The organism is Thauera terpenica 58Eu (assembly GCF_000443165.1).
Taxonomy (GTDB): Bacteria; Pseudomonadota; Gammaproteobacteria; order Burkholderiales; family Rhodocyclaceae; genus Thauera; species Thauera terpenica.
Map to the genome: position 1 here is coordinate 328,219 of NZ_ATJV01000048.1, position 18,111 is coordinate 346,329.

The following is an 18,111-nucleotide window of genomic DNA, read 5'->3' on the forward strand; positions in this document are numbered from 1 at the left end:
CCTTACGCGGGCCGGCAATCCTGACGCCTACTGCGCAGCCTCCTGACGCGGAAGGCGGATGGCTCACCAGCAGATCAGCACAATCCAGCAAAGGAGATGACATGACTGATAAAAAGCACACCTTGACCACGACCAATGGCTGCCCGGTCGCTGATAACCAGAACTCCATGACCGCCGGGCCGCGCGGCCCGATGCTCTTGCAGGACTTCTGGTTCCTCGAGAAGCTGGCTCACTTCGACCGCGAGGTCATTCCCGAGCGGCGCATGCACGCCAAAGGCTCCGGCGCCTACGGCACCTTCACCGTGACCCACGACATCACCCAGTACACCAAGGCCAAGCTCTTTTCTGAGGTCGGCAAGAAAACCGAGCTGTTCGCGCGCTTCTCCACCGTCGCGGGTGAGCGCGGCGCCGCCGACGCCGAGCGCGACATTCGCGGATTCGCGCTCAAGTTCTACACCGAAGAAGGCAACTGGGACATGGTGGGCAACAACACCCCGGTCTTCTTCATGCGCGATCCGCTCAAATTCCCGGATCTCAACCACGCGGTGAAGCGCGACCCGCGCACCAATATGCGCAGCGCGCAGAACAACTGGGACTTCTGGACGCTGCTGCCCGAAGCATTGCACCAGATCACCGTGCTGATGAGCGAGCGCGGCCTCCCCCGCAGCTATCGCCACATGCACGGTTTCGGCAGCCACACTTTCAGCTTCATCAACGCCGACAACGAGCGCTTCTGGGTCAAGTTCCATTTCAAGACCCAGCAAGGCATCGAAAACCTGAGCAACGCCGAAGCGGAGGCCATTGTCGGCAAGGATCGCGAAAGCCATCAGCGCGATCTTTACGAAGCCATCGAACGCGGCGACTTCCCGCGCTGGGACTTCAAGGTGCAGATCATGCCGGAGAAGGATGCCGCCACTTACCGCTTCCACCCCTTCGATCTGTCCAAGGTATGGCCACACGGGGACTATCCGCTCATCGATGTCGGTACCTTCGAGCTCAACCGCAACCCGGAAAACTACTTTGCCGAGGTCGAGCAAGCCGCATTCAATCCCGCAAGCATCGTGCCCGGCATCGGGTTCTCGCCCGACAAGATGCTGCAGGGGCGCCTGTTCTCCTACGGCGACACCCAACGCTATCGGCTCGGGGTCAACCACTCCCAGATCCCCGTCAACCAGCCGCGCTGCCCGGTGTCCAGCTATCACCGCGATGGCGCGATGCGTGTTGATGGCAACTACGGCAGCACCAAGCACTACGAACCCAACAGCCTGGGCCTGTGGCAGGAATGTCCTGAAGCCAAGGAGCCGCCCCTGGCGCTTTCTGGCGCAGCCTACAACTGGAACTTCCGCGACGACGACGAGGACTACTACACCCAGCCCGGCAACCTGTTCCGCCTCATGTCCGCGCAGCAGCAGCAGGTGCTGTTCGACAACACCGCCGCCGAGTTGGCAAGTGTCGATGACCAGGTCAGGAAGCGTCACATTGGCAACTGCCTGAAGGCCGATCCGGCTTATGGTGCGGGTGTGGCGAAGGCGCTGGGCATCGCGCTCGATGAAGTATCGGCGTAATCCGCTGCAGATTGCGTAATCCTCAGCTGGCCGCAGGCGGCCAGCTGAGCTCGGCAGACTCATCAAGCGGGAGGCTGCGGGTCAGAGCACGAACATCAGCTTGGCGACAATGACGATACCGACACCAAGCCCCATGGCGAGGTAATGCACGGTCTCGAAACGGTCGACACGAAAGTCTTCCGGGCCACCGGTGACGACGAAAAAGTGCTTGATGTGGCCGCCCATGCTGCGCGTACGCTGGCGCATGAAGACAAAGGGAGAACTGGCAAAGATGGTGAGCAGGCCCAGCGCCAGGCTCATCTTCAGCGTCAGCAACTGCCCGAAGCGCGTATCGATGAAGGACTCGAAGCCGCCCAGGTTGTCAACATAACCAAAGTACATATAAAAACCGGTGATGTAGAGCGGAATCACGGCGAGCGGGTAAGTGCGACGAATACGGCGGAACAGATAGAACTCGACGCGCTGGAAGGTCTCATCGCCGATGAACTTGCGCACCGGTTCGAGAATCAGCACCTCCATCGCCACCGCACCCACGAAGAGCACCGCGCACAACAAGTGGAACAGGACAATCAGGTAGTGGTCCATGGCGCGCCTGCCTTTTTGCGAATGAGAATGCTTCGCATCTTAGTGCATCAGCAAACGCTTATGAATTGATGCATGTCAATTCAAGATCTTCACCACCTCGGCGCCGGATTGGGTCACTGCGTGAGCTTTTGCGCTTCGCCCCAATGAAGGCGGCGGTAGTCGAACCCACTTTCCAGGCTCGGCTTCACGATCTCGAAATACGGCGACACATCGAAATCACGCGGGGTGAACAGGCTGTAGTTGCGGACGTGCAGGATCTCGTCCACGCACGCAGGGCACTGCGAACCGCCTGCTGCCTGCCTGGAGATGGCTGGCAGGATCGGGTAATGGACCGACTGGAAGGCCTGCGCGATCAAGGTCGAGCAGATCGCCCGCGTGGGGTCGCCGCTGCCGAGCGCGATCAGCCGTCGCCGAAAGCGCTGCGGCACGGGCGGAGTCGGCAACAGGTAGCGCGCCAGATCAAGCACATTGCGCAGGTCGTACTGCAGGCCGATGCGCTCAATGGCAAACGCCAGCACGCGCTCACGGTCGGTATCGGTCAGCCCGCTCGGGCGGCAGATGCGGGTGAGCAACCCCTCGAACCGGGCCACCCCGACGCTGCGCACGCCATCGACGATATCCGCCTCGATGAAGCAGTGCCCGTCGGGCGCGCGCCCGGCGAGTGCATCGCCGACGAACAGCGCCGCATGCGACCAGGTCGACTGGGTGAGATACTTGATCGCGCTGCTGATGCGCGAGTGGCCTTCCGCCAGCAGCACGTCTCCCGGGCGCAGGCAGGCCAGGAGCAGCTCAGGCGGCGTGGGCGCCGCGCTGCCATGCACATGGACCGGGCGGCTGAGCATGCGCCCGAGCCAGTTTCCGAGCCGATCGAGTACGAGCCCCATGGCGGATCTCCCTCACTCCCGGTGCACAGCCCCAGCCTGCGAGCGAGCGCATTCAGCCTCATTGGCCACGAAGCGAAACTGCGCAAGGCCTGCACTCGCCGCGCTTCGGGTGTTGTCGGTAGCAGAAGCCAGGGCCGGACCGACGTGCATCACTGGTAGATCGCCAAACGCACGCCGGAAGTCCTCCAGGCCATCAAGCTCTCAGAGCAATTCCTTGCGCAGATCCGCCGCACTCTTCGGTGACAGCAGACCCGGCGCGACATCGAATGCCGTCTTCGCCCCGATGTCACCCATGCGCCTCATACGCATCACCGCGCGCGCATACGCGACGAGCACGCTTGAAGTGAACTCCGGATTGCTGCCCAACGCCAGCCGGAACTCCAGCGTCTGCTTCACCTCGCTGCCGCTGACGCCACTGCGGATCACGAAGCCACCGTGCGGCATCGCCGAATGCTGAGTCTTCAATTCGTCTTCGGAGACGAAGTCCACCTCAGTGTCGTAGTCCGCAAAATAGTCTGGCATGGTGACGATGGCACGCCTGACCGCCTCGGCATCCGCGCCTTCGGCCAGCACCACATAACATTCACGGCGATGCTTCTCACGAGTCGTCAATTGCGGACGGCTACCACTGCGCGCGAGTTCCATCGCCTTTTCAAGCGGCACCGTATATTGCACCGCGCTCTTAACTCCGGGCACGCGACGCAGCGCATCCGAATGTCCCTGGCTGACGCCTGCCCCCCAGAATGAATAGGTTTCGCCTACGGGCAGCACCGCCTCGCCATACAGACGGTTGATCGAGAACAGCCCCGGATCCCAGCCGATTGCGATCATCGCCGTGTTATTGCCGGCCTTTGCCGCTGCGTCCACCGCTTCGAAGTAGCCTGGAATCTTGGCGTGCGTATCGAAACTGTCCACCGTATTGAACAACGCAGCGAGCGCCGGCCCCTGTTCAGGCAGATCACTTTTCGATCCCCCACACAGGATCATGACGTCGATGCCATCGCGGAATTTTTCAACATCGGCCAGGGCATGAACGGGAACACCGGCCGTCAAGGGCTGGATGTGCGCGGGGTCGCGGCGCGTGAATATGCCAATCAGCTCCATGTCGAGGTTTTGCGTGATGGCCTTTTCGACGCCACGCCCCAGATTGCCGTGACCTGCGATTCCGATTCTGATCTTGTCGTTCATTTGATGGGCTTTGTTGGTTGAGAGGGCTTTGATACAGCTCCATTTTATTAGAGCACTCCTTCATTGAGGGCGCCAGCGGCGTCATGAACCTTGCCCGCGACGCGCTGATGTGGAAGTCAGCACCAAACGTATCTGCTTCGCGGACTCGAGCAGGACGAACAGCGCAACACCGATGCCAGCGACGACCTCGTCGGGACATTTTTTGCAGTAGAAATAAATACTTTGTATTCTTTCTACAGGAAGGAGAAATACCATGCCTGCAACGACCAATGCCCCCCTCAAGACTGCCAACACCGCCAACGCGGCCGCGGTGCTGTCGACGGCGGTGGCCCGCGCCGCGGAGCGCTTGCATGTCTCGCGCTCGCTCCTGGCCAAGATCCTGGGAGTCAGTCCCGCGACCGTCACACGCCTCTACGCGGGCGCCTACCAACTGGAGCCGCAGCGCAAGGAATGGGAGTTCGGGCTACTGTTCGTTCGCCTGTTTCGCTCCCTCGACTCCATCGTCGGCGAGGAAAGCAGCGCGCGCAAATGGCTGGATAGCGACAACCGGGCGCTCAACGGCCGCCCGATTGAACTCATCAGCAATACAGAAGGACTCGTGCGTGTCGTGCACTACCTGGACGCCTCTCGCGGTCTCGTCTGAGGCTCGCTCATGGTCAGCATCCGCCTGGCGCATGGTCGAAGCTCAACACCTGGCCTCGACCATGAAGCTCGTGGACGATGCAGCCCAACAGGATGTGCTGGAAATGCTGCTCGAAGGCAGCAAGCCGCCCCTGCCTTCCAGCGCTTCCCGACTTCACTACCTGCTGGCCACGCCGTTTCGCTATCACCCACTGCGCAGCGGTTCGCGCTTCAGGGGTCCCACTGATGCGGGCGTGTTCTACGGTGGCGAGTGTGCCCGCACGACGTGCGCGGAACTCGGCTACTGGCGTTGGAAATTTCTGCAGGACGCCGTTGATCTGCAACGACTGGAACCCATCGCGCACACCGCATTCAGGGTCAAGCTCGCCACTTCAATGGTCGATCTGCGCCAGCCGCCCTTTGCCGCAAACCTCAGCGCATGGCGCCATCCCGCCGACTACAGTGCTACTCAGGCGTTTGCCCGGATAGCGCGTGATGCCAAGGTCGGCGCAATCCTCTACTCGTCGGTACGGGATCCGGAGCCGAGCTGGTGCGTGGCCGTGCTTGATCCCGCCGCGTTCGCGACCCCCAGGCCCGAGCCAAGGACGCCGACCTGGTGGCTGGCCGTGCAGCAAGACGGTGTTGTATGGCGGCGAGACAGTGAACGCCTGGAGTTTTCTGCGACGCCTTGGCTGCCGTGAAGCCACGGCTGCGCGGCAAGTGCGTGAGTGATGAGCACTGGCGCGGACTGCTGCGGGTCAAGCGCCCAGCAGGCGGCGAGCAAGCACGGTTTGCATATCACGGCGTCCATCCGCAACCAGGTAAATGATGACCTGGCTGCCTGTGACACGGTAGATCACGCGGTAAGGTTTGAAGAAGGTCTGGCGGTACTCTTTGATCCCAAGGCCGTAACCGCTCACTGAGCGGCGTCCTTCTCCCGCCCCCGTCCGCGCGAAACAATCCCTCCGACGTTCATCACGGAGGAGTCGGCAGTGACCAGGGCGACAGCGACCAACAACAAGTGGCGGCGGCGTAGCCGTCAGGAATGGCAAGCAGTCATCGCGCGGTTTGCCGAGAGTGGGCTGGGGGTCGAGCCGTTCTGCACCCGCGAGGGGCTCAGCGAGTCGACCTTCCGGCGCTGGCGTAGCGCGCTGGGCGAGCCGACTACGCAGTCCGCCGCGCCGGCAATGGAGCGCATCGGCTTCGTCGATGCCGGCACGCTCAAACTCGGCGGCGGAGGCCGCCTCGAGCTGCGGCTCGATCTGGGCGACGGCGTGATCCTTCACCTGTCGCGCGGCTGATGTTCTTCCCCGAAGGGGCCGTGCGGGTCCATGTGTATGGCCAGCCGGTCGACATGCGCAAATCCTTCGACGGCCTGTACGCGCTCACCCGCCAGGCGCTCGGCTGCGATCCGCTGTCGGGCGAGTTGTTCGTGTTCATCAATCGGCGCGGCACGCAGATGAAGGTGCTGTACTGGGATCGCACCGGATTCTGCGTGTGGGCCAAGCGCCTCGAGCAGGGGCGCTTCGTGTCGAACTGGGCGCATGTCAGCACGCGCCAGATGGACTGGACCGGGCTCAAGCTGCTGCTCGAAGGCATCGAGCCGGCACGCTACAAGCGCCGTTTCAGACTGTCCGCAAACGCCGCGAAACCCGCATGAATGCTGGGTTATACGGTAAAATACGCGTCATGTCCGCACCGTCTTCCGCCCCCGTTCCGACCCTTGCCGAGGCCGCCCAGTGGGCGCCCGAGCGCATCGTCGAACTGGCGCAGGCGAACGTCGCCCTGCAGCGCGACATCGATGCGATGCGGCTCGAATTTGCGGCGCTCAAGCATCAGCTCGAGTGGTTCCGCCGCCAGCTCTTCGGCCAGAAGAGCGAGAAGCGCGTGGTTTCACCAGACCCGGCGCAGATGCATCTGGGCGAGTTGCCGATCCCCGACACACAGCCCGAACTCGCCGGCAAGACCGTGGCGGGACACACCCGTCGTGTGTCGCGTACCGACTTCGCCCAGGACAAGGATGAATCGGCGCTGTTCTTCGACGAGACCCGCGTGCCGGTCGAGACCATCACGCTCGCCAACCCCGAGACCGAGGGCCTCACCGCCGACCAGTTCGAGGTGATCGGCGAGAAGGTCAGCCATCGCCTGGCGCAGCGCCCGGGCAGCTACGTGATCCTCAAGTACGTGCGCCCGGTCATCAAGCGCCGTGACACGCAGACGATCCACTGCCCGGCGGCACCCGCCGGCGTGATCGAGGGCAGCCGCGCCGACGTGAGCTTCCTGGTCGGGCTGCTGCTCGACAAGTTCGCCTGGCACCTGCCGCTCTACCGCCAGCATCAGCGCCTGGCCGATGCCGGCATCACGGTCAGCCGCGCCTGGCTCACGCAACTGGCTGCGCAGGCGGCCGCGCTGCTCGTGCCGATCTATGAGGCGCAGCTCGCGTCCATCCGCACCAGCCGCGTCAAGGCCATGGACGAGACGCCGATCAAGGCCGGCCGTGCCGGCCCCGGCAAGATGAAGGCCTGCTACTTCTGGCCGGTCTATGGCGAGTTGCACGAGATCTGCTTCCCGTTCTTCGAGAGCCGCGCGCACAGCAACGTCGAGAAGGTGCTCGGGCTCAAACCCACCGAAGGGGGTGTGCTGCTCTCGGACGGCTATGGCGCCTACGAGACCTACGCGAGCAAGACCGGGCTCACGCACGCGCAGTGCTGGACGCACTGCCGACGCGAGTTCATCAACGCCGAAGCGGTCGAACCCGAGTTGGCGGCCCGTGCGCTCGAATTCATCGGCGCACTCTACGCGGTCGAAGCGAAGATCCGCGACGACAAGCTCAAGGGCGAGGCCAAGCGCGAGTACCGGCTCGATCACGCGCGGCCGATCGTGGCGGCCTTCTTCACGTGGGTACAGGAACGCCTGGACGCGCAAGGGCTGCTGCCGAGCAACCCGCTGACCAAGGCGCTGATCTACGCGCACAAGCGACGGGCGGCACTGGAAGTGTTCCTGGCCGACCCGGATGTGCCGATCGATACCAACCATCTCGAACGGGCGCTACGGCCAATTCCGTTGGGTCGAAAAAATTGGATGTTCAGCTGGACCGAGCTCGGCGCCCAGCATGTCGGCGTCGTCCAGAGCCTGATTGCGACCTGTCGACTGCATGAACTCGATCCGTACGACTATCTCGTCGACGTGCTCCAGCGTGTCGGCCAGCACCCCGCCGCCGACGTCGCACAGCTCACGCCCAGACTGTGGAAGCAGAACTTCGGGAAGACGCCGCTACGGTCCGATATCTCAAAACGGACCTCGTAGGACCAACTCCGCTGGCTGACCGCTTACCCAAGGCCGACCAGTTCCTTCGGATAGCGACCGCGTTCCTGGAATTTCGTCAGACTCTCCACAACATCCATCAACTCATCCAATACGTAGTTGGCGTTGGCCACGCAGTCGAACTCGGAGATGTAGTCGTGGATGGCCTCCCAGTCCTGCTCCGCACCCTCGGTGAGAAGGACCTCGAACTTGGCAGATGTGTCTGCCATCAGACCGAGGCGCGCTTGGCACGCAGGCGGGCAACGACATCAGCCACAGGCTTGACCTTGTCAGCGGCCACATCCTGATTGCCCAGCGCAAGGATTTTCAGCAAGGCCAGTGTTTCCTGCGTCTCTTCAAACGAAGCGACGTCCTGCAGAACAGCCTTGGCTTCGCCGTTCTGGGTGATGATCATCGGTTCACGCTGCTCCGCGAGGCGCGCCAGAACCTCGGCTGCGTTGGCTTTGAGATAGCTGATGGGCTTGACTTGTGATGAGTAGCGCATGGCGGTGCTCCAGACTTGAACAAGACTTAATACAGTCTTTTCATAGTCTTATGACGAAGCGTAGAGATGGCCTCAGGAGAATTCGTCATCATTCCACAGGCACTGGCCGGGCGCTCGCGAGGTCAGGCCCGGAACCCTCGCCAACACTGGGGGAGCGGGCAAAAAAATCCCAACCGATAAGGGTTGGGATTTTGGTGACTGGTGGTGGGATGGTACCCCGCATCAAACGACTATTGAAAGTACGGAATCGAAGCGGTGCGGGCTGCTGCGAACCGGTGCGAACCGGATCGAAAAGCCTGCCGGTACGGCCATCGGCCATGGACGATCAAGCTGGTTTTTCGCTCTGATTGGTCGCCGATATGCGGCCTCAACCTCGTTCGCTTTCTGGGGCCAGTTCAATTCCCGGTTCGGGAATCGAACCCGAGTCCGGCGCCCCGGCCAAAAGCACACCCATTTACACCCATTCGAGCCGGGTGTCCCTGGAGACAATGCAACTGCATTGACAAGACAATGCGGCTGCATTACCATTCAAGCGTCAACCCAGATCCGCAGGAGACTGCCATGGCCGCGACCTTCGAAGTCGAATCCACACTCACCGATCGCTACCAGACCACGGTGCCGGAAACCGTGCGTCGTGCCCTCAAGCTGGGCAAGCGCGACAAGATCCACTACACCATTCGCCCCAGCGGCGAGGTGGTGCTGACGCGCGTCGAAGCATCCGACGGTGACGACCCGGTACTCGGCCAGTTCCTCGGCTTCCTGGCTGCCGACATCACTCGCCATCCCGAGCGGCTGCAAGCTGTGGATGCCGGCCTCGTCCAACGCATCCAGTCGCTGGTCGGCGGCGTCGATGTCGACCTCGATGCCGCTCTGTCGGCAGACGATGAATGAGCGCAGGGAAGCCCGAGCCTCTGGTCATTCATGGCTGGACGGTCTTTGCCCATCCACTGTTCCTCGCACAGATTGAAGCGCTGGTGCGGCAGGTCGAGAGCCTGAAGCAGAAGGACCCTGTCGGGTACGTGAAAAAGAACGCCAGCAAACGACTGGCCGCGATCACCAAGCTGGCGTTCGATGTCATCCCGCAAGATCCGACGCTACCAGAGTACCGCCAGGGTGGGACGCTCGGTGACGATCACAAGCACTGGTTCCGGGCCAAGTTCTTCCAGCAGTACCGACTATTCTTCCGCTACCACGCCCCGAGCAAGGTGATCGTCTACGCCTGGGTGAATGACGAAGACACCAAACGCGCCTACGAAAGCAGCGACGACGCCTACCGGGTGTTCCGCAAGATGCTGGAAAGCGGGCATCCGCCCGATGACTGGAATCAGCTCCTGGCTGAGGCGCAGAAGGAATCGCAGCGGATGCAGGAATCATTGGCCAGGGCAACAGCGGCGCAGCGATAACAGCACACGGCATTCTGCTTGCGGCGAATCCGCTATCCAATCTCCGCAAAAACTGCGGTGAATAGTCAGCGTCTCGATATCGCTTGGCTCGCGGGCGGAACAGCGCCTTCATGGACTCCTGCCAACTCATTCGGAAGGAGACCAAGATGGAAGTCGCTCACCTCAACCAAAAACAACTGGCCGCCCGCTGGAGCATTAGCGAGGCCACCCTGGAACGCTGGCGCAGCGAAGGACTCGGGCCCAAGTTCCTTAAGCTCTGCGGCCGGGTGCTCTACCGGCAGGTGGACATCGAGGCCTACGAGGAGTCGTGTCTGGCAACGTCGATCAGGACGGTCGCGACGCAGGCCAGTGTGAGCATGGTCACTTCTGCTGATGGCTATTGCCGGCGGAATGATCAATCAGCGTGATGGCGTAGGGGGGATCCCCCTCAGGGAACTTGAACAAACGAACCCTTCGGGGGAGTCTCCGGTTACCAAGCCAAGAGACCGTTCAAGTGTGCCATGTTCAACTGCAGACGCGCCCGTTTTTCCTCTTTCTGATTCGCCTTGATGAAGCGCTCGCAGCCCAGGCGCAGGGCGCGGGATGTTCATGCGGCGGTGTGCTCCATCGTGCCAACTATCCCCGCAAGCCCCGTGGCTGCCCGACCCTCGCGATCCGCGAGGCGTTCTCGTCCCGGCTGAGTTTTTGCTGCAGCCGCTGTCGCCGACGCACGACCTCGGCGTCGGTGCGTTTCCTGGGCCGGCGCGTGTATCTGGGCCTGGTGGTGGTGCTGTGTTCTGCCCGGCATGCCGGGCAGAACACAGCGGCGGCCACGCTATGCGAGGCGCTCGAGGTGCCGCTGCGCACCCTGCAGCGCTGGCGACGGTGGTGGCGTGAGGACTTCATGCACACGCCGCTGTGGCAGGCGATGTGCGCCCGCTTCATGCCCCCGGTGTCGGCCCAGGGGCTGCCGGGCGATCTGCTCGCACGCTTTGCTGGCGACGGGGGGCAGGCGTTGCACCGTTTGCTGCGCTTTCTGGCGCCGCTCACGGTGGGCGCGGCCACGCTGCCCGAGGGGCGTTGAGTTCGCGCAGAGGATGCAGATCGCCACCGAGCCCGAGGCTTCGTAGCCTGCACTCCCCGTGGCGCCACCCCCTGTTGCGCCCGAACCGGGAGAAACTCTTGAGCACACCGACCGATCCCCCGCAACGCGATCGCTGGGCGCGACTGCGCTTCTCGATCATCGGCCCCTTGCTGGCCGCACCGCCCACGCCGGGCGAGGTGCACGATGCGCTGGCCACGCTCGCCGCCCGCACCTGGCGCCATCCCATCAGCGGCCAGGACGTACGCTTCGGGCTGTCGACGATCGAGCGCTGGTACTACGCCGCGCGCAGCGCCGCCGACCCGATCGCGGCGCTGCGCGACCGGCCACGCCCCCGGGGCCGCTTCGCGAGCCTGGCGCCGGGCGTCATCGACGCCCTGGTGCAGCAGTATCGCGAACACCCGGGCTGGACCGCGCAACTGCACGTGGACAATCTGCGCGTCGCACTCACGGACAGCGGGCTGAGCGTGCCGTCCTACCCGACCGTGCGCCGCTACCTCAAGGCCCAGGGGATGTTCCGCCAGGCGGCCCCGAAGCGCACGAGCGCGGGCGCGGTGCTCGCGCGCGACCGGCTCGAGCACCGCGAGGTGCGCAGCTTCGAGCTCGATCACGTATCGGCGCTGTGGCACCTGGACTTCCACCACGGTGCGCGCCGCGTGCTCACCCGCGCGGGCACCTGGGAGAAACCGTTCCTGCTGGGCATCCTGGACGACCGCTCGCGCCTGGTCTGCCACCTGCAGTGGTACCTGGACGAGACCGCGCAGAGCCTGGTCCATGGTCTCTCCCAGGCCTTCATGAAGCGCGGGCTACCGCGCGCGCTGATGACCGACAACGGCGCGGCCATGCTCGCCGACGAGACGGTGTCAGGCCTGAACCGCCTGGGGGTGCTGCATCAGACGACGCTGCCGTACTCGCCCTACCAGAACGCCAAGCAAGAGTCCTTCTGGGGTCGCGTCGAGGGGCGGCTGATGCCCATGCTCGAGGGCGAGCCCGCGCTCACGCTGGAGCTGCTCAACCAGGCGACCCAGGCCTGGGTCGAGCAGGAGTATCACCGTACCGAGCACAGCGAGATCGGCGCCACACCGCTCGCGCGCTATCTGGCCGGCCCCAACGTGCGCCGCGACTGTCCCGCACTCACGGCGCTCGCCGACGCGTTCCGCATCGAGGTGCCACGGCGCCAGCGGCGCGCCGACGGCACCGTGACCCTGCACGGGCAACGCTTCGAGATCCCCTCGCGCTACCACGCGCTGGCCGTGGTGCACCTGCGCTACGCGCGCTGGGACCTGACCCGGGTCGATCTCGTCGATCCTCACACCGGCGCCGTGCTGTGCCCGATCACCCCGCTCGACAAGTCCGCCAACGCCGAGCGCGCGCGCCGGCCGCGCGCACTGAGCACGGTCGATCTGTCGCCGCTACCGCCTGCGGGCATGGCGCCGCTGCTCACCCACCTGCTCGCCGACTACGCCACCACCGGCTTGCCGCCGGCCTATCTGCCCGCCCCCCATTCCAACGCTTCCACTGCCGAACAGGACCTCGCATGAACACCAAACTGCTCGCCCTCTACGGGCTCAAGTGGCATCCCTTCACCACCGAGGTACCCACCGAGGCGATCCATGTGCCGGCGCGCCTCGAGCACTTCTGCTGGCGCATCGAGCAGGGGCTGATCGGCGAGGGCGGCTTCGCCATGATCCACGGCGACCCGGGCACGGGCAAAAGCGTGGCGCTGCGCCTGCTGGCCGAGCGCCTGGCGCGCATCCCCGATGTCACGGTCGGGGCGATCACCCATCCGCAGAGCAACCTCGCGGACTTCTATCGCGAGATGGGGGATCTCTTTGGCGTGCCGCTGCGCCCGCACAACCGCTGGGGCGGCTTCAAAGCCTTGCGAGAGGTGTGGTTCGCCCATCTGGAATCGACACGCCGCCGCCCGGTGCTGCTCATCGATGAGGCCCAGGAGATGAGCCCGGCGGTGCTCTCGGAGTTGCGCTTGATGGGCAGCGCGAAGTTCGACTCGCAGTCGCTGCTGTGCGTGGTACTCGCGGGCGACGCGCGCCTGCCCGAGAAGCTGCGCCGCGAGGAGCTCATCCCGCTGGGCTCGCGCATCCGCACCCGGCTCGCCACCGAGGCGGCCAGTCGCGAGGAGCTGCTCGCCTGCCTGCAGCATCTGGTGAGCGAAGCCGGTAATGCCAGCCTGATGAGCACCGCCCTCATGCACACCCTGTGCGATCACGCGGTCGGCAACTACCGCATCCTCACCACGATGGCGGCCGAATTGCTCGCCGTGGCCGCCCACCGCGACCTGCCTCAGCTCGACGAGAAGCTCTACCTCGAAGTCTTTGCCCCACCCGAGACCATCGCTCCACGCCGTACATCGGACCGGCGCTGAGCACACAGGAGCCCATCATGCACAACCCCTCCCCGAACCCACCGCTGTCGTGGCCCGAACTGCCCGATGAAGCGGTCGTCGCGCTGCAGTACGCCCTCCACGACTTTGTGATGTTCTTCGAGGCCCACTACCTCGGCCAGATCGAGCGCCACAACCACGAGCGATCGCGCGAGACCCTCGTCCAACCCGACTTCGTCCAGCCCGACTTCGTCCAGCCCGACCTGTTCCGCTCGGCCGACCCGGACGCTCCGCCGTTCTGAGCCGCCATCAAGCGCAAACGCCGCCCCTGAGCATCACCGGGCGGCGTTTGCATTCGATGGCCTGCACCACTCGACGGTCAACGAACTGCTCCGATTGACGCTGCTGGAGCCTGCCATCATCCAGAGCATCCTGGCCGGGCAGCAGCCCAAGTGCATGAGCCTGCTGTGGTTCCAGCGGAATCCGCTGCCGACCGACTGGGTGGCGCAGCGGGAGGTGGTGGCGAGGTTTGATGCTTGACCGGGTTACGAGCCCTCGATCACCCGTGCCACATCACCGTGGCATTCGGCGCACTTGCCCACCAGCAGCAAGTCGCCACCCTTGATGGCGCCGCTGAAATTGGTAATCGTTGTTTCGTGACGGCACTGGCCGCACCAGACGTTGGACAGCAGCCGCTGGCGAATGTCGGCAGGGATGGTTTCCCAGCGCTGACGGGCGGGTTTGGTGAAAGTGGGCAGTGATTCGATGGTCATCATTCAGCGTACCCAGCGACGGGCGTCCTTCAAGAGCAGCAGCAATTGCTGTTCGCGCAGCGGTGACGCGATGAACCCGAACCGGGTGTAGAACTGCGCCGCTTCTTCATCGATGGGGTGGGTCAGCATGGCACGGATGCCGGCCTGCTCGGCAATCAGCATCGTGCGACGAATCGCGTCCTGCAGCAGGCCAAAGCCTATACCTCGCCCCTGATCGTGAATTGATACTGCCAGCCTCGCCAGGATCACCACTGGCAAAGGGTACTGCCCCATCCCCTTGCGGATGCGCTCCGGCGCCTCCAGCGTGTCGACCTGCCCCACGGTCAGACTGAAGTAGCCTGCCACTCGGCCATCGTCTTCGGCAACGACGAAGGTCTTGGCCGAGCCACTGCCCTGCGCCTGGCGGGCGTGGCGCAACAGCCAGTCATTCAGCGCGGGCTTGCCGCAATCAAAACCCTCCAGCCGATGCTGCGCGGCCAGAGGCTCCGGTGCGCGCAACGTCACTTCGTGTCCCAGGGTGCCTTGCGGGCAAACAGGTCGCGCAAACCCTCGTTAGTCTGTTCGGGGCGCTCAAGCAGATCCATCAGCGCCTGATACTGGCTACCCGAGACCATGAACAATCGTTGATCGAGCAGGGTCTGCTCGGCGGCCAGGCAAGCGCTGTCAAGAATGAAGTCGGTCAGCGACTTGTGGGCCACCTCGGCGGCACGGCGCAGCACCACCTCTTGTTCGGGGGTGGCGCGCAGCCCAAGTCGGGCGGAGCGGGCGGAAGGCGACGATGCAACGGCAGTCATGGCAGCACCTCTTTTGTTAGATCAACTGCCGCAATGTTAGTACAAGTGACGCACATCGTCTAGTTGCACTGGTGACCGGCGGCCTTGGTTGACAACGAACCGGCGCACGTAAGTTGTTGATTTTTCTAGACCGACATCTGCGCCTACCCGCAGGCCAAACGGAGAACAGAGACGGCTCTGGCCGATTTCAGGCGTTTTGGCTGGTGGTCACCCGCAGCACGGATGGCCAGAACCCCGCGTGGCGCGGGGATTTCAGGCAAGAAAAAGGGCCCGGAGATTGTCCGAGCCCTTCAATTTGGTGGCGGACGGTTGACCATGTGCTGACTGGCCTCCCGAGCTTATGAGCAGTCCTGCGGTTTGCTGCAGGATTGAGAGGGAATTTGCGACCGTCATTCGGTCACAGCCACATTACCACCCAATCGGTATCCCATCGCCTTGTAACCAGCCTGCCGCTTGTCCCACATCCTCAGAAGCGCCGGGTGGCCGGTGTCCACGAAGTCAATGATCCGCACGTCGGCCTTGCAGGCGTGCTCACGGTGCAGGCGCCCGGCGTACTGCTGGAGGGTGCCTTTCCAGGAAACCGGCATGGCCAGGACCAGCGTGTCCAACGGCGGGTGATCGAAGCCCTCGCCAACCAGCTTCCCGGTCGAAAGTAGAACGCGCGGCGCATCGGGCGGCAGTGCATCAAGGTCTGCCACCAGCGCCGATCGCTGCTTCTTTGACATTCGACCGTGCAAAACGAACGGTACCGGTAGCAGGCCGTCGAGCTCGGTCTTGATGGCATCGAGGTGTTCCGTGCGCTCGGTCAGAACCAGCACCTTGCGTCCCTGACCGACTGCATCACGAACCTCGGAGGCGATGGACTCCGTTCTTGCCTGGTCATTGGCGAGATATCGAAACACGTCTTGGATACCAGCATCGGTGGGCAGGTCGATACACGTAAAGCGTGAACGAGGCAGCACTTCCAAGTCGTGTGGCGCGCCAGCGGGGCTGGCCGCCGTGTATCGGATCGGCCCGCACTGCATAAAGATGATGGGCTGTTGCCCGTCGCGGCGAATCGGCGTTGCCGTCAGGCCCAGCCGGTACTTGGCCTTGGTCCGCTTCAGAATGGCATCAAACGACACAGCGCCAACGTGGTGGCACTCGTCCACAATCACCTGACCATAGTTTTCTACCAACGGGTTCACTTCGCCCTGTCGGGAGACGGACTGCATCACGGCAATGTCGATCTTGCCCGTAGGTTTGGCTTTGCCACCCCCGATGGTGCCGACCACGCCCTTTCCGACACCCAGAAAAGCCTGCAGACGTTCCTGCCATTGCTTGAGCAGTTCCGTTCGATGCACAAGCACCAGTGTGTTTACACCCCGGCGCGCGATCATTGCGGCGGCAGTGACCGTTTTGCCAAAGGCCGTTGGGGCGCACAACACGCCGGTGTCGTGATGCAGCATTCCGGCAACTGCGGACTCCTGGTCCAGACGCAAAGAGCCGACGAAGGAGATGTCGATGGATTCCCCGCCAAAACGCTCATCGCGCAGGTCACAGGCGATCCCGTTGTCACGCAAAAGATCCAGCGCAGCATCGAGGCAACCGCGAGGCAAGGCGATGTGCTGCGGGTAGTTCTCCGCACTGCCGATGACACGAGGCTTGTCCCAGACCGACATGCGCATGGCCTGGGCTTTGTAGAACTCGGGGTTCTGGAAGGCTGCCAGACGGATCAGGCGGTTGGCCAGTGCCTGCGGCAGTTGGGCCTTCTCAAAATAAACCAGATTGGCCAGCGTCACGGTCAGCGACTTGGGCATCTGCACAGCCAGCTTATTGGTCGCCGTGCTCTTCCGCTTCCAGGGTGTGGCCAGGTCCTCATCATCGATGAAGGTGACGTCAAGTGGATGGACGCCACCTGTGGCACGCAGGATGGTCGGCTCGATGGCGTGTACCGGCATGGGCTGGATAGACGCCAGGAATCCCCACTGATTTGGATAAGGTTGCAGGTCAGCGTCGACGAACACGCTGCAGCCACTCTCGCGAGGTGACTTTTGCAGCGGCAAAGCGATCAGGTTGCCGAAGCCGCCTTTGGGCATCGTGTCCTGGTTCGGGAACAGACGGTCGTAGGACTCCAGATTCAGTTGCCGGGTGCGAGAGCAGGTGTGGCTGATGATGGCGGTGGCAAGGCGCCGGGCGTCACGTGCAGAAACACGGCTGGCGAAGAAAACCCACGCGTGGGCGCCATTCCCAGACCGAGAGATTTCCAGCGCTGCTGGAACACCCAGTTCCTCACAGGACTGCATGAAGGCTCGTGCGTCGTCACGCCAGTCGGCCTCGTCAAAGTCTGCGGCGAGGAAGTAACAGGTGTCATCTTCCAGCAGCGGATAGACACCAATGGTGTGCTCGCCAGCCAGATGGTCGTAGATCACCGCATCGGACAGTGGGATCAACAGGCGATTGCTGCAATCGCCACACTTGATGCGCGGCTTTTCGCAGACACCGGCGCGCCATTCGTTGGCGCAGGCCGGTGCATAGCCCGACTTGCCAGAGGTCTTGCTTTCCCATCGGACCGGAAAGTAAGCGCTCCACGAACCCCATCCTTACATAGCCGCGGGTGAGGCGGCATGCTCAGGCTTCCGTTTCTCAGGGAGCACGAACATGTCGGAGCGCAGCGAGTTCTGGTTGTCGCACCTGTCGGCGATTGAAGCCGAGGGCATCACCACCAAGGCGTATGCCCAGCGTGAGGGGTTGTCGCCGCAAGCGCTCTATCAGTGGCGCAAGCGCCTGGTGGCCGATGCTCGCCCCCGTCGCACCCAGCGCGGGGGATTCGCTGCGATCCAGATCGAGCCCGCGATCGCAGCCCGCACTGACTGCACGGTGGTGATCGATTCCGAGCTGCGGCTCGAGTGTGCCGCGCTGCCCAGCGTCGCCTGGCTGGTCGCCTTGTCGGCAGCGCTCTCCGAGCGGGGGCGCTGATGCACCCCGGGCACCGCATCGGCGCGGTGTATCTGTACCGCTCGGTGGTGGATTTCCGCAAATCCATCGGCGGGCTGTCGGCGCTGGTCGAGCAGGAATTGGGTCTGAAC

Annotated in this window: 25 protein-coding genes and 1 pseudogene; 15 read left to right on the plus strand and 11 right to left on the minus strand. The window is 63.5% G+C overall.

From position 1 onward, the window contains the following. Positions 1 to 101: 101 nt before the first annotated feature. On the plus strand, positions 102 to 1,565 hold the full coding sequence (locus M622_RS28490) for a catalase (RefSeq protein WP_021249038.1): 1,464 nt from the start codon (positions 102 to 104) through the stop codon (positions 1,563 to 1,565). Between the two features lie 81 nt (positions 1,566 to 1,646). On the opposite strand, the gene M622_RS28495 is transcribed toward M622_RS28490, so the two are convergent. From M622_RS28495 to M622_RS28505, 3 genes are all read right to left on the minus strand, one after another. After that, positions 1,647 to 2,150 (minus strand): CopD family protein, encoded by a 504-nt coding sequence (locus M622_RS28495; protein ID WP_021249039.1) that lies wholly within the window; start codon positions 2,148 to 2,150, stop codon positions 1,647 to 1,649. 113 nt (positions 2,151 to 2,263) lie between these two features. Continuing rightward, positions 2,264 to 3,034 (minus strand): YiiX/YebB-like N1pC/P60 family cysteine hydrolase, encoded by a 771-nt coding sequence (locus M622_RS28500; protein ID WP_021249040.1) that lies wholly within the window; start codon positions 3,032 to 3,034, stop codon positions 2,264 to 2,266. 201 nt (positions 3,035 to 3,235) lie between these two features. Beyond that, entirely contained in the window at positions 3,236 to 4,222 is a 987-nt protein-coding gene (locus tag M622_RS28505) for a diaminopimelate dehydrogenase (protein WP_021249041.1), read from the minus strand. 253 nt (positions 4,223 to 4,475) lie between these two features. Between M622_RS28505 and M622_RS28510 the strand changes: the two genes are divergently transcribed. Together M622_RS28510 and M622_RS28515 are read left to right on the plus strand one after the other, a co-directional pair. Next, positions 4,476 to 4,865 carry an MbcA/ParS/Xre antitoxin family protein gene (locus M622_RS28510; protein WP_021249042.1) on the plus strand — a complete coding sequence of 130 codons (390 nt, stop codon included), beginning with the start codon at positions 4,476 to 4,478 and terminating at the stop codon, positions 4,863 to 4,865. A 61-nt stretch (positions 4,866 to 4,926) separates the two neighbouring features. Next, positions 4,927 to 5,544, plus strand: coding sequence for an RES family NAD+ phosphorylase (locus M622_RS28515; protein ID WP_245543050.1), 618 nt, complete (start codon positions 4,927 to 4,929; stop codon positions 5,542 to 5,544). A 57-nt stretch (positions 5,545 to 5,601) separates the two neighbouring features. Here M622_RS28515 and M622_RS28520 read toward each other — a convergent pair whose 3' ends face one another. Further along, positions 5,602 to 5,763 carry a type II toxin-antitoxin system RelE/ParE family toxin gene (locus M622_RS28520; protein WP_021249044.1) on the minus strand — a complete coding sequence of 54 codons (162 nt, stop codon included), beginning with the start codon at positions 5,761 to 5,763 and terminating at the stop codon, positions 5,602 to 5,604. Positions 5,764 to 5,835: 72 nt separating this feature from the next. Here M622_RS28520 and tnpA (M622_RS28525) point away from each other — a divergent pair, with 72 nt between their 5' ends. Genes tnpA (M622_RS28525) through tnpC form a run of 3 tightly spaced genes read left to right on the plus strand, consistent with a single transcriptional unit; the run spans position 5,836 to position 8,149 of the window. Beyond that, a complete protein-coding gene (tnpA, locus tag M622_RS28525) occupies positions 5,836 to 6,144 on the plus strand; it encodes an IS66 family insertion sequence element accessory protein TnpA (RefSeq protein WP_021249045.1) in 309 nt (102 codons plus the stop codon). Further along, positions 6,144 to 6,503, plus strand: a complete 360-nt coding sequence (gene tnpB / locus M622_RS28530; RefSeq protein ID WP_021249046.1) for an IS66 family insertion sequence element accessory protein TnpB — start codon at positions 6,144 to 6,146, stop codon at positions 6,501 to 6,503. The genes tnpA (M622_RS28525) and tnpB overlap by 1 nt, the downstream gene beginning before the upstream one ends. 29 nt (positions 6,504 to 6,532) lie before the next feature. After that, complete coding sequence (tnpC, locus tag M622_RS28535; protein ID WP_021249047.1) at positions 6,533 to 8,149, plus strand: IS66 family transposase; 1,617 nt, start codon at positions 6,533 to 6,535, stop codon at positions 8,147 to 8,149. Positions 8,150 to 8,172: 23 nt separating this feature from the next. On the opposite strand, the gene M622_RS28540 is transcribed toward tnpC, so the two are convergent. Beyond that, positions 8,173 to 8,376 (minus strand): type II toxin-antitoxin system RelE/ParE family toxin, encoded by a 204-nt coding sequence (locus M622_RS28540; RefSeq protein WP_021249048.1) that lies wholly within the window; start codon positions 8,374 to 8,376, stop codon positions 8,173 to 8,175. Next, a complete protein-coding gene (locus M622_RS28545) occupies positions 8,376 to 8,651 on the minus strand; it encodes a type II toxin-antitoxin system Phd/YefM family antitoxin (RefSeq protein ID WP_021249049.1) in 276 nt (91 codons plus the stop codon). The genes M622_RS28540 and M622_RS28545 overlap by 1 nt, the downstream gene beginning before the upstream one ends. A 561-nt stretch (positions 8,652 to 9,212) precedes the next feature. Between M622_RS28545 and M622_RS28550 the strand changes: the two genes are divergently transcribed. The 8 genes from M622_RS28550 (at position 9,213) to M622_RS0120165 (ending at position 14,016) form a co-directional block, all read left to right on the plus strand. Continuing rightward, a complete protein-coding gene (locus M622_RS28550) occupies positions 9,213 to 9,542 on the plus strand; it encodes a type II toxin-antitoxin system PrlF family antitoxin (RefSeq protein ID WP_021249050.1) in 330 nt (109 codons plus the stop codon). Continuing rightward, complete coding sequence (locus M622_RS28555) at positions 9,539 to 10,054, plus strand: type II toxin-antitoxin system YhaV family toxin (RefSeq protein ID WP_021249051.1); 516 nt, start codon at positions 9,539 to 9,541, stop codon at positions 10,052 to 10,054. The genes M622_RS28550 and M622_RS28555 overlap by 4 nt, the downstream gene beginning before the upstream one ends. 146 nt (positions 10,055 to 10,200) lie before the next feature. Beyond that, on the plus strand, positions 10,201 to 10,461 hold the full coding sequence (locus M622_RS0120155; protein WP_052028701.1) for a helix-turn-helix transcriptional regulator: 261 nt from the start codon (positions 10,201 to 10,203) through the stop codon (positions 10,459 to 10,461). Positions 10,462 to 10,547: 86 nt separating this feature from the next. Beyond that, on the plus strand, positions 10,548 to 11,117 hold the full coding sequence (locus M622_RS40525; RefSeq protein WP_031346699.1) for a hypothetical protein: 570 nt from the start codon (positions 10,548 to 10,550) through the stop codon (positions 11,115 to 11,117). A gap of 98 nt (positions 11,118 to 11,215) precedes the next feature. After that, entirely contained in the window at positions 11,216 to 12,676 is a 1,461-nt protein-coding gene (locus M622_RS28560) for a DDE-type integrase/transposase/recombinase (RefSeq protein WP_021249054.1), read from the plus strand. After that, the gene (locus M622_RS28565; RefSeq protein WP_021249055.1) at positions 12,673 to 13,518 is read left to right on the plus strand and encodes an ExeA family protein; all 846 of its coding nucleotides are present in this window, start codon (positions 12,673 to 12,675) and stop codon (positions 13,516 to 13,518) included. The genes M622_RS28560 and M622_RS28565 overlap by 4 nt, the downstream gene beginning before the upstream one ends. A gap of 17 nt (positions 13,519 to 13,535) precedes the next feature. Next, a complete protein-coding gene (locus M622_RS28570) occupies positions 13,536 to 13,778 on the plus strand; it encodes a hypothetical protein (RefSeq protein WP_021249056.1) in 243 nt (80 codons plus the stop codon). Positions 13,779 to 13,872: 94 nt separating this feature from the next. Continuing rightward, positions 13,873 to 14,016, plus strand: coding sequence for a hypothetical protein (locus M622_RS0120165; RefSeq protein WP_021249057.1), 144 nt, complete (start codon positions 13,873 to 13,875; stop codon positions 14,014 to 14,016). Positions 14,017 to 14,021: 5 nt separating this feature from the next. On the opposite strand, the gene M622_RS28575 is transcribed toward M622_RS0120165, so the two are convergent. From M622_RS28575 to M622_RS40805, 5 genes and pseudogenes are all read right to left on the minus strand, one after another. Next, a complete protein-coding gene (locus M622_RS28575; RefSeq protein ID WP_021249058.1) occupies positions 14,022 to 14,252 on the minus strand; it encodes a hypothetical protein in 231 nt (76 codons plus the stop codon). Further along, on the minus strand, positions 14,253 to 14,753 hold the full coding sequence (locus M622_RS28580; protein WP_021249059.1) for a GNAT family N-acetyltransferase: 501 nt from the start codon (positions 14,751 to 14,753) through the stop codon (positions 14,253 to 14,255). Further along, the gene (locus tag M622_RS28585; protein WP_021249060.1) at positions 14,750 to 15,043 is read right to left on the minus strand and encodes a type II toxin-antitoxin system TacA family antitoxin; all 294 of its coding nucleotides are present in this window, start codon (positions 15,041 to 15,043) and stop codon (positions 14,750 to 14,752) included. Before M622_RS28585 ends, M622_RS28580 begins: the two co-directional genes overlap by 4 nt. 389 nt (positions 15,044 to 15,432) lie before the next feature. Beyond that, entirely contained in the window at positions 15,433 to 16,983 is a 1,551-nt protein-coding gene (locus tag M622_RS28590; protein ID WP_370696032.1) for a DEAD/DEAH box helicase family protein, read from the minus strand. After that, positions 16,975 to 17,589, minus strand: a pseudogene (locus tag M622_RS40805) (TOTE conflict system archaeo-eukaryotic primase domain-containing protein); the annotation flags it as partial. The pseudogene M622_RS40805 and the gene M622_RS28590, both read right to left, overlap by 9 nt. Positions 17,590 to 17,683: 94 nt before the next feature. Here M622_RS40805 and tnpA (M622_RS28595) point away from each other — a divergent pair. Next, a complete protein-coding gene (gene tnpA / locus M622_RS28595) occupies positions 17,684 to 18,001 on the plus strand; it encodes an IS66 family insertion sequence element accessory protein TnpA (RefSeq protein WP_021249062.1) in 318 nt (105 codons plus the stop codon). The last annotated feature ends 110 nt before the right edge of the window (positions 18,002 to 18,111 follow it).

Excerpts from the sequence above, each read along its gene's own strand:
- M622_RS0120155 (WP_052028701.1), top strand. The coding sequence starts at position 10,201 with ATGGAAGTCGCTCACCTCAACCAAAAACAACTGGCCGCCCGCTGGAGC.
- M622_RS28505 (WP_021249041.1), bottom strand. The coding sequence starts at position 4,222 with ATGAACGACAAGATCAGAATCGGAATCGCAGGTCACGGCAATCTGGGG.
- tnpB (WP_021249046.1), top strand. The coding sequence starts at position 6,144 with ATGTTCTTCCCCGAAGGGGCCGTGCGGGTCCATGTGTATGGCCAGCCG.
- M622_RS28570 (WP_021249056.1), top strand. The coding sequence starts at position 13,536 with ATGCACAACCCCTCCCCGAACCCACCGCTGTCGTGGCCCGAACTGCCC.
- M622_RS28510 (WP_021249042.1), top strand. The coding sequence starts at position 4,476 with ATGCCTGCAACGACCAATGCCCCCCTCAAGACTGCCAACACCGCCAAC.
- tnpC (WP_021249047.1), top strand. The coding sequence starts at position 6,533 with ATGTCCGCACCGTCTTCCGCCCCCGTTCCGACCCTTGCCGAGGCCGCC.
- tnpA (WP_021249062.1), top strand. The coding sequence starts at position 17,684 with ATGTCGGAGCGCAGCGAGTTCTGGTTGTCGCACCTGTCGGCGATTGAA.
- M622_RS28575 (WP_021249058.1), bottom strand. The coding sequence starts at position 14,252 with ATGATGACCATCGAATCACTGCCCACTTTCACCAAACCCGCCCGTCAG.
- M622_RS28590 (WP_370696032.1), bottom strand. The coding sequence starts at position 16,983 with ATGCCGGTACACGCCATCGAGCCGACCATCCTGCGTGCCACAGGTGGC.
- M622_RS28540 (WP_021249048.1), bottom strand. The coding sequence starts at position 8,376 with ATGGCAGACACATCTGCCAAGTTCGAGGTCCTTCTCACCGAGGGTGCG.
- M622_RS28545 (WP_021249049.1), bottom strand. The coding sequence starts at position 8,651 with ATGCGCTACTCATCACAAGTCAAGCCCATCAGCTATCTCAAAGCCAAC.
- M622_RS28585 (WP_021249060.1), bottom strand. The coding sequence starts at position 15,043 with ATGACTGCCGTTGCATCGTCGCCTTCCGCCCGCTCCGCCCGACTTGGG.
- M622_RS28550 (WP_021249050.1), top strand. The coding sequence starts at position 9,213 with ATGGCCGCGACCTTCGAAGTCGAATCCACACTCACCGATCGCTACCAG.
- M622_RS28515 (WP_245543050.1), top strand. The coding sequence starts at position 4,927 with ATGAAGCTCGTGGACGATGCAGCCCAACAGGATGTGCTGGAAATGCTG.
- M622_RS28500 (WP_021249040.1), bottom strand. The coding sequence starts at position 3,034 with ATGGGGCTCGTACTCGATCGGCTCGGAAACTGGCTCGGGCGCATGCTC.
- M622_RS28555 (WP_021249051.1), top strand. The coding sequence starts at position 9,539 with ATGAGCGCAGGGAAGCCCGAGCCTCTGGTCATTCATGGCTGGACGGTC.
- M622_RS28565 (WP_021249055.1), top strand. The coding sequence starts at position 12,673 with ATGAACACCAAACTGCTCGCCCTCTACGGGCTCAAGTGGCATCCCTTC.
- M622_RS28490 (WP_021249038.1), top strand. The coding sequence starts at position 102 with ATGACTGATAAAAAGCACACCTTGACCACGACCAATGGCTGCCCGGTC.
- M622_RS28495 (WP_021249039.1), bottom strand. The coding sequence starts at position 2,150 with ATGGACCACTACCTGATTGTCCTGTTCCACTTGTTGTGCGCGGTGCTC.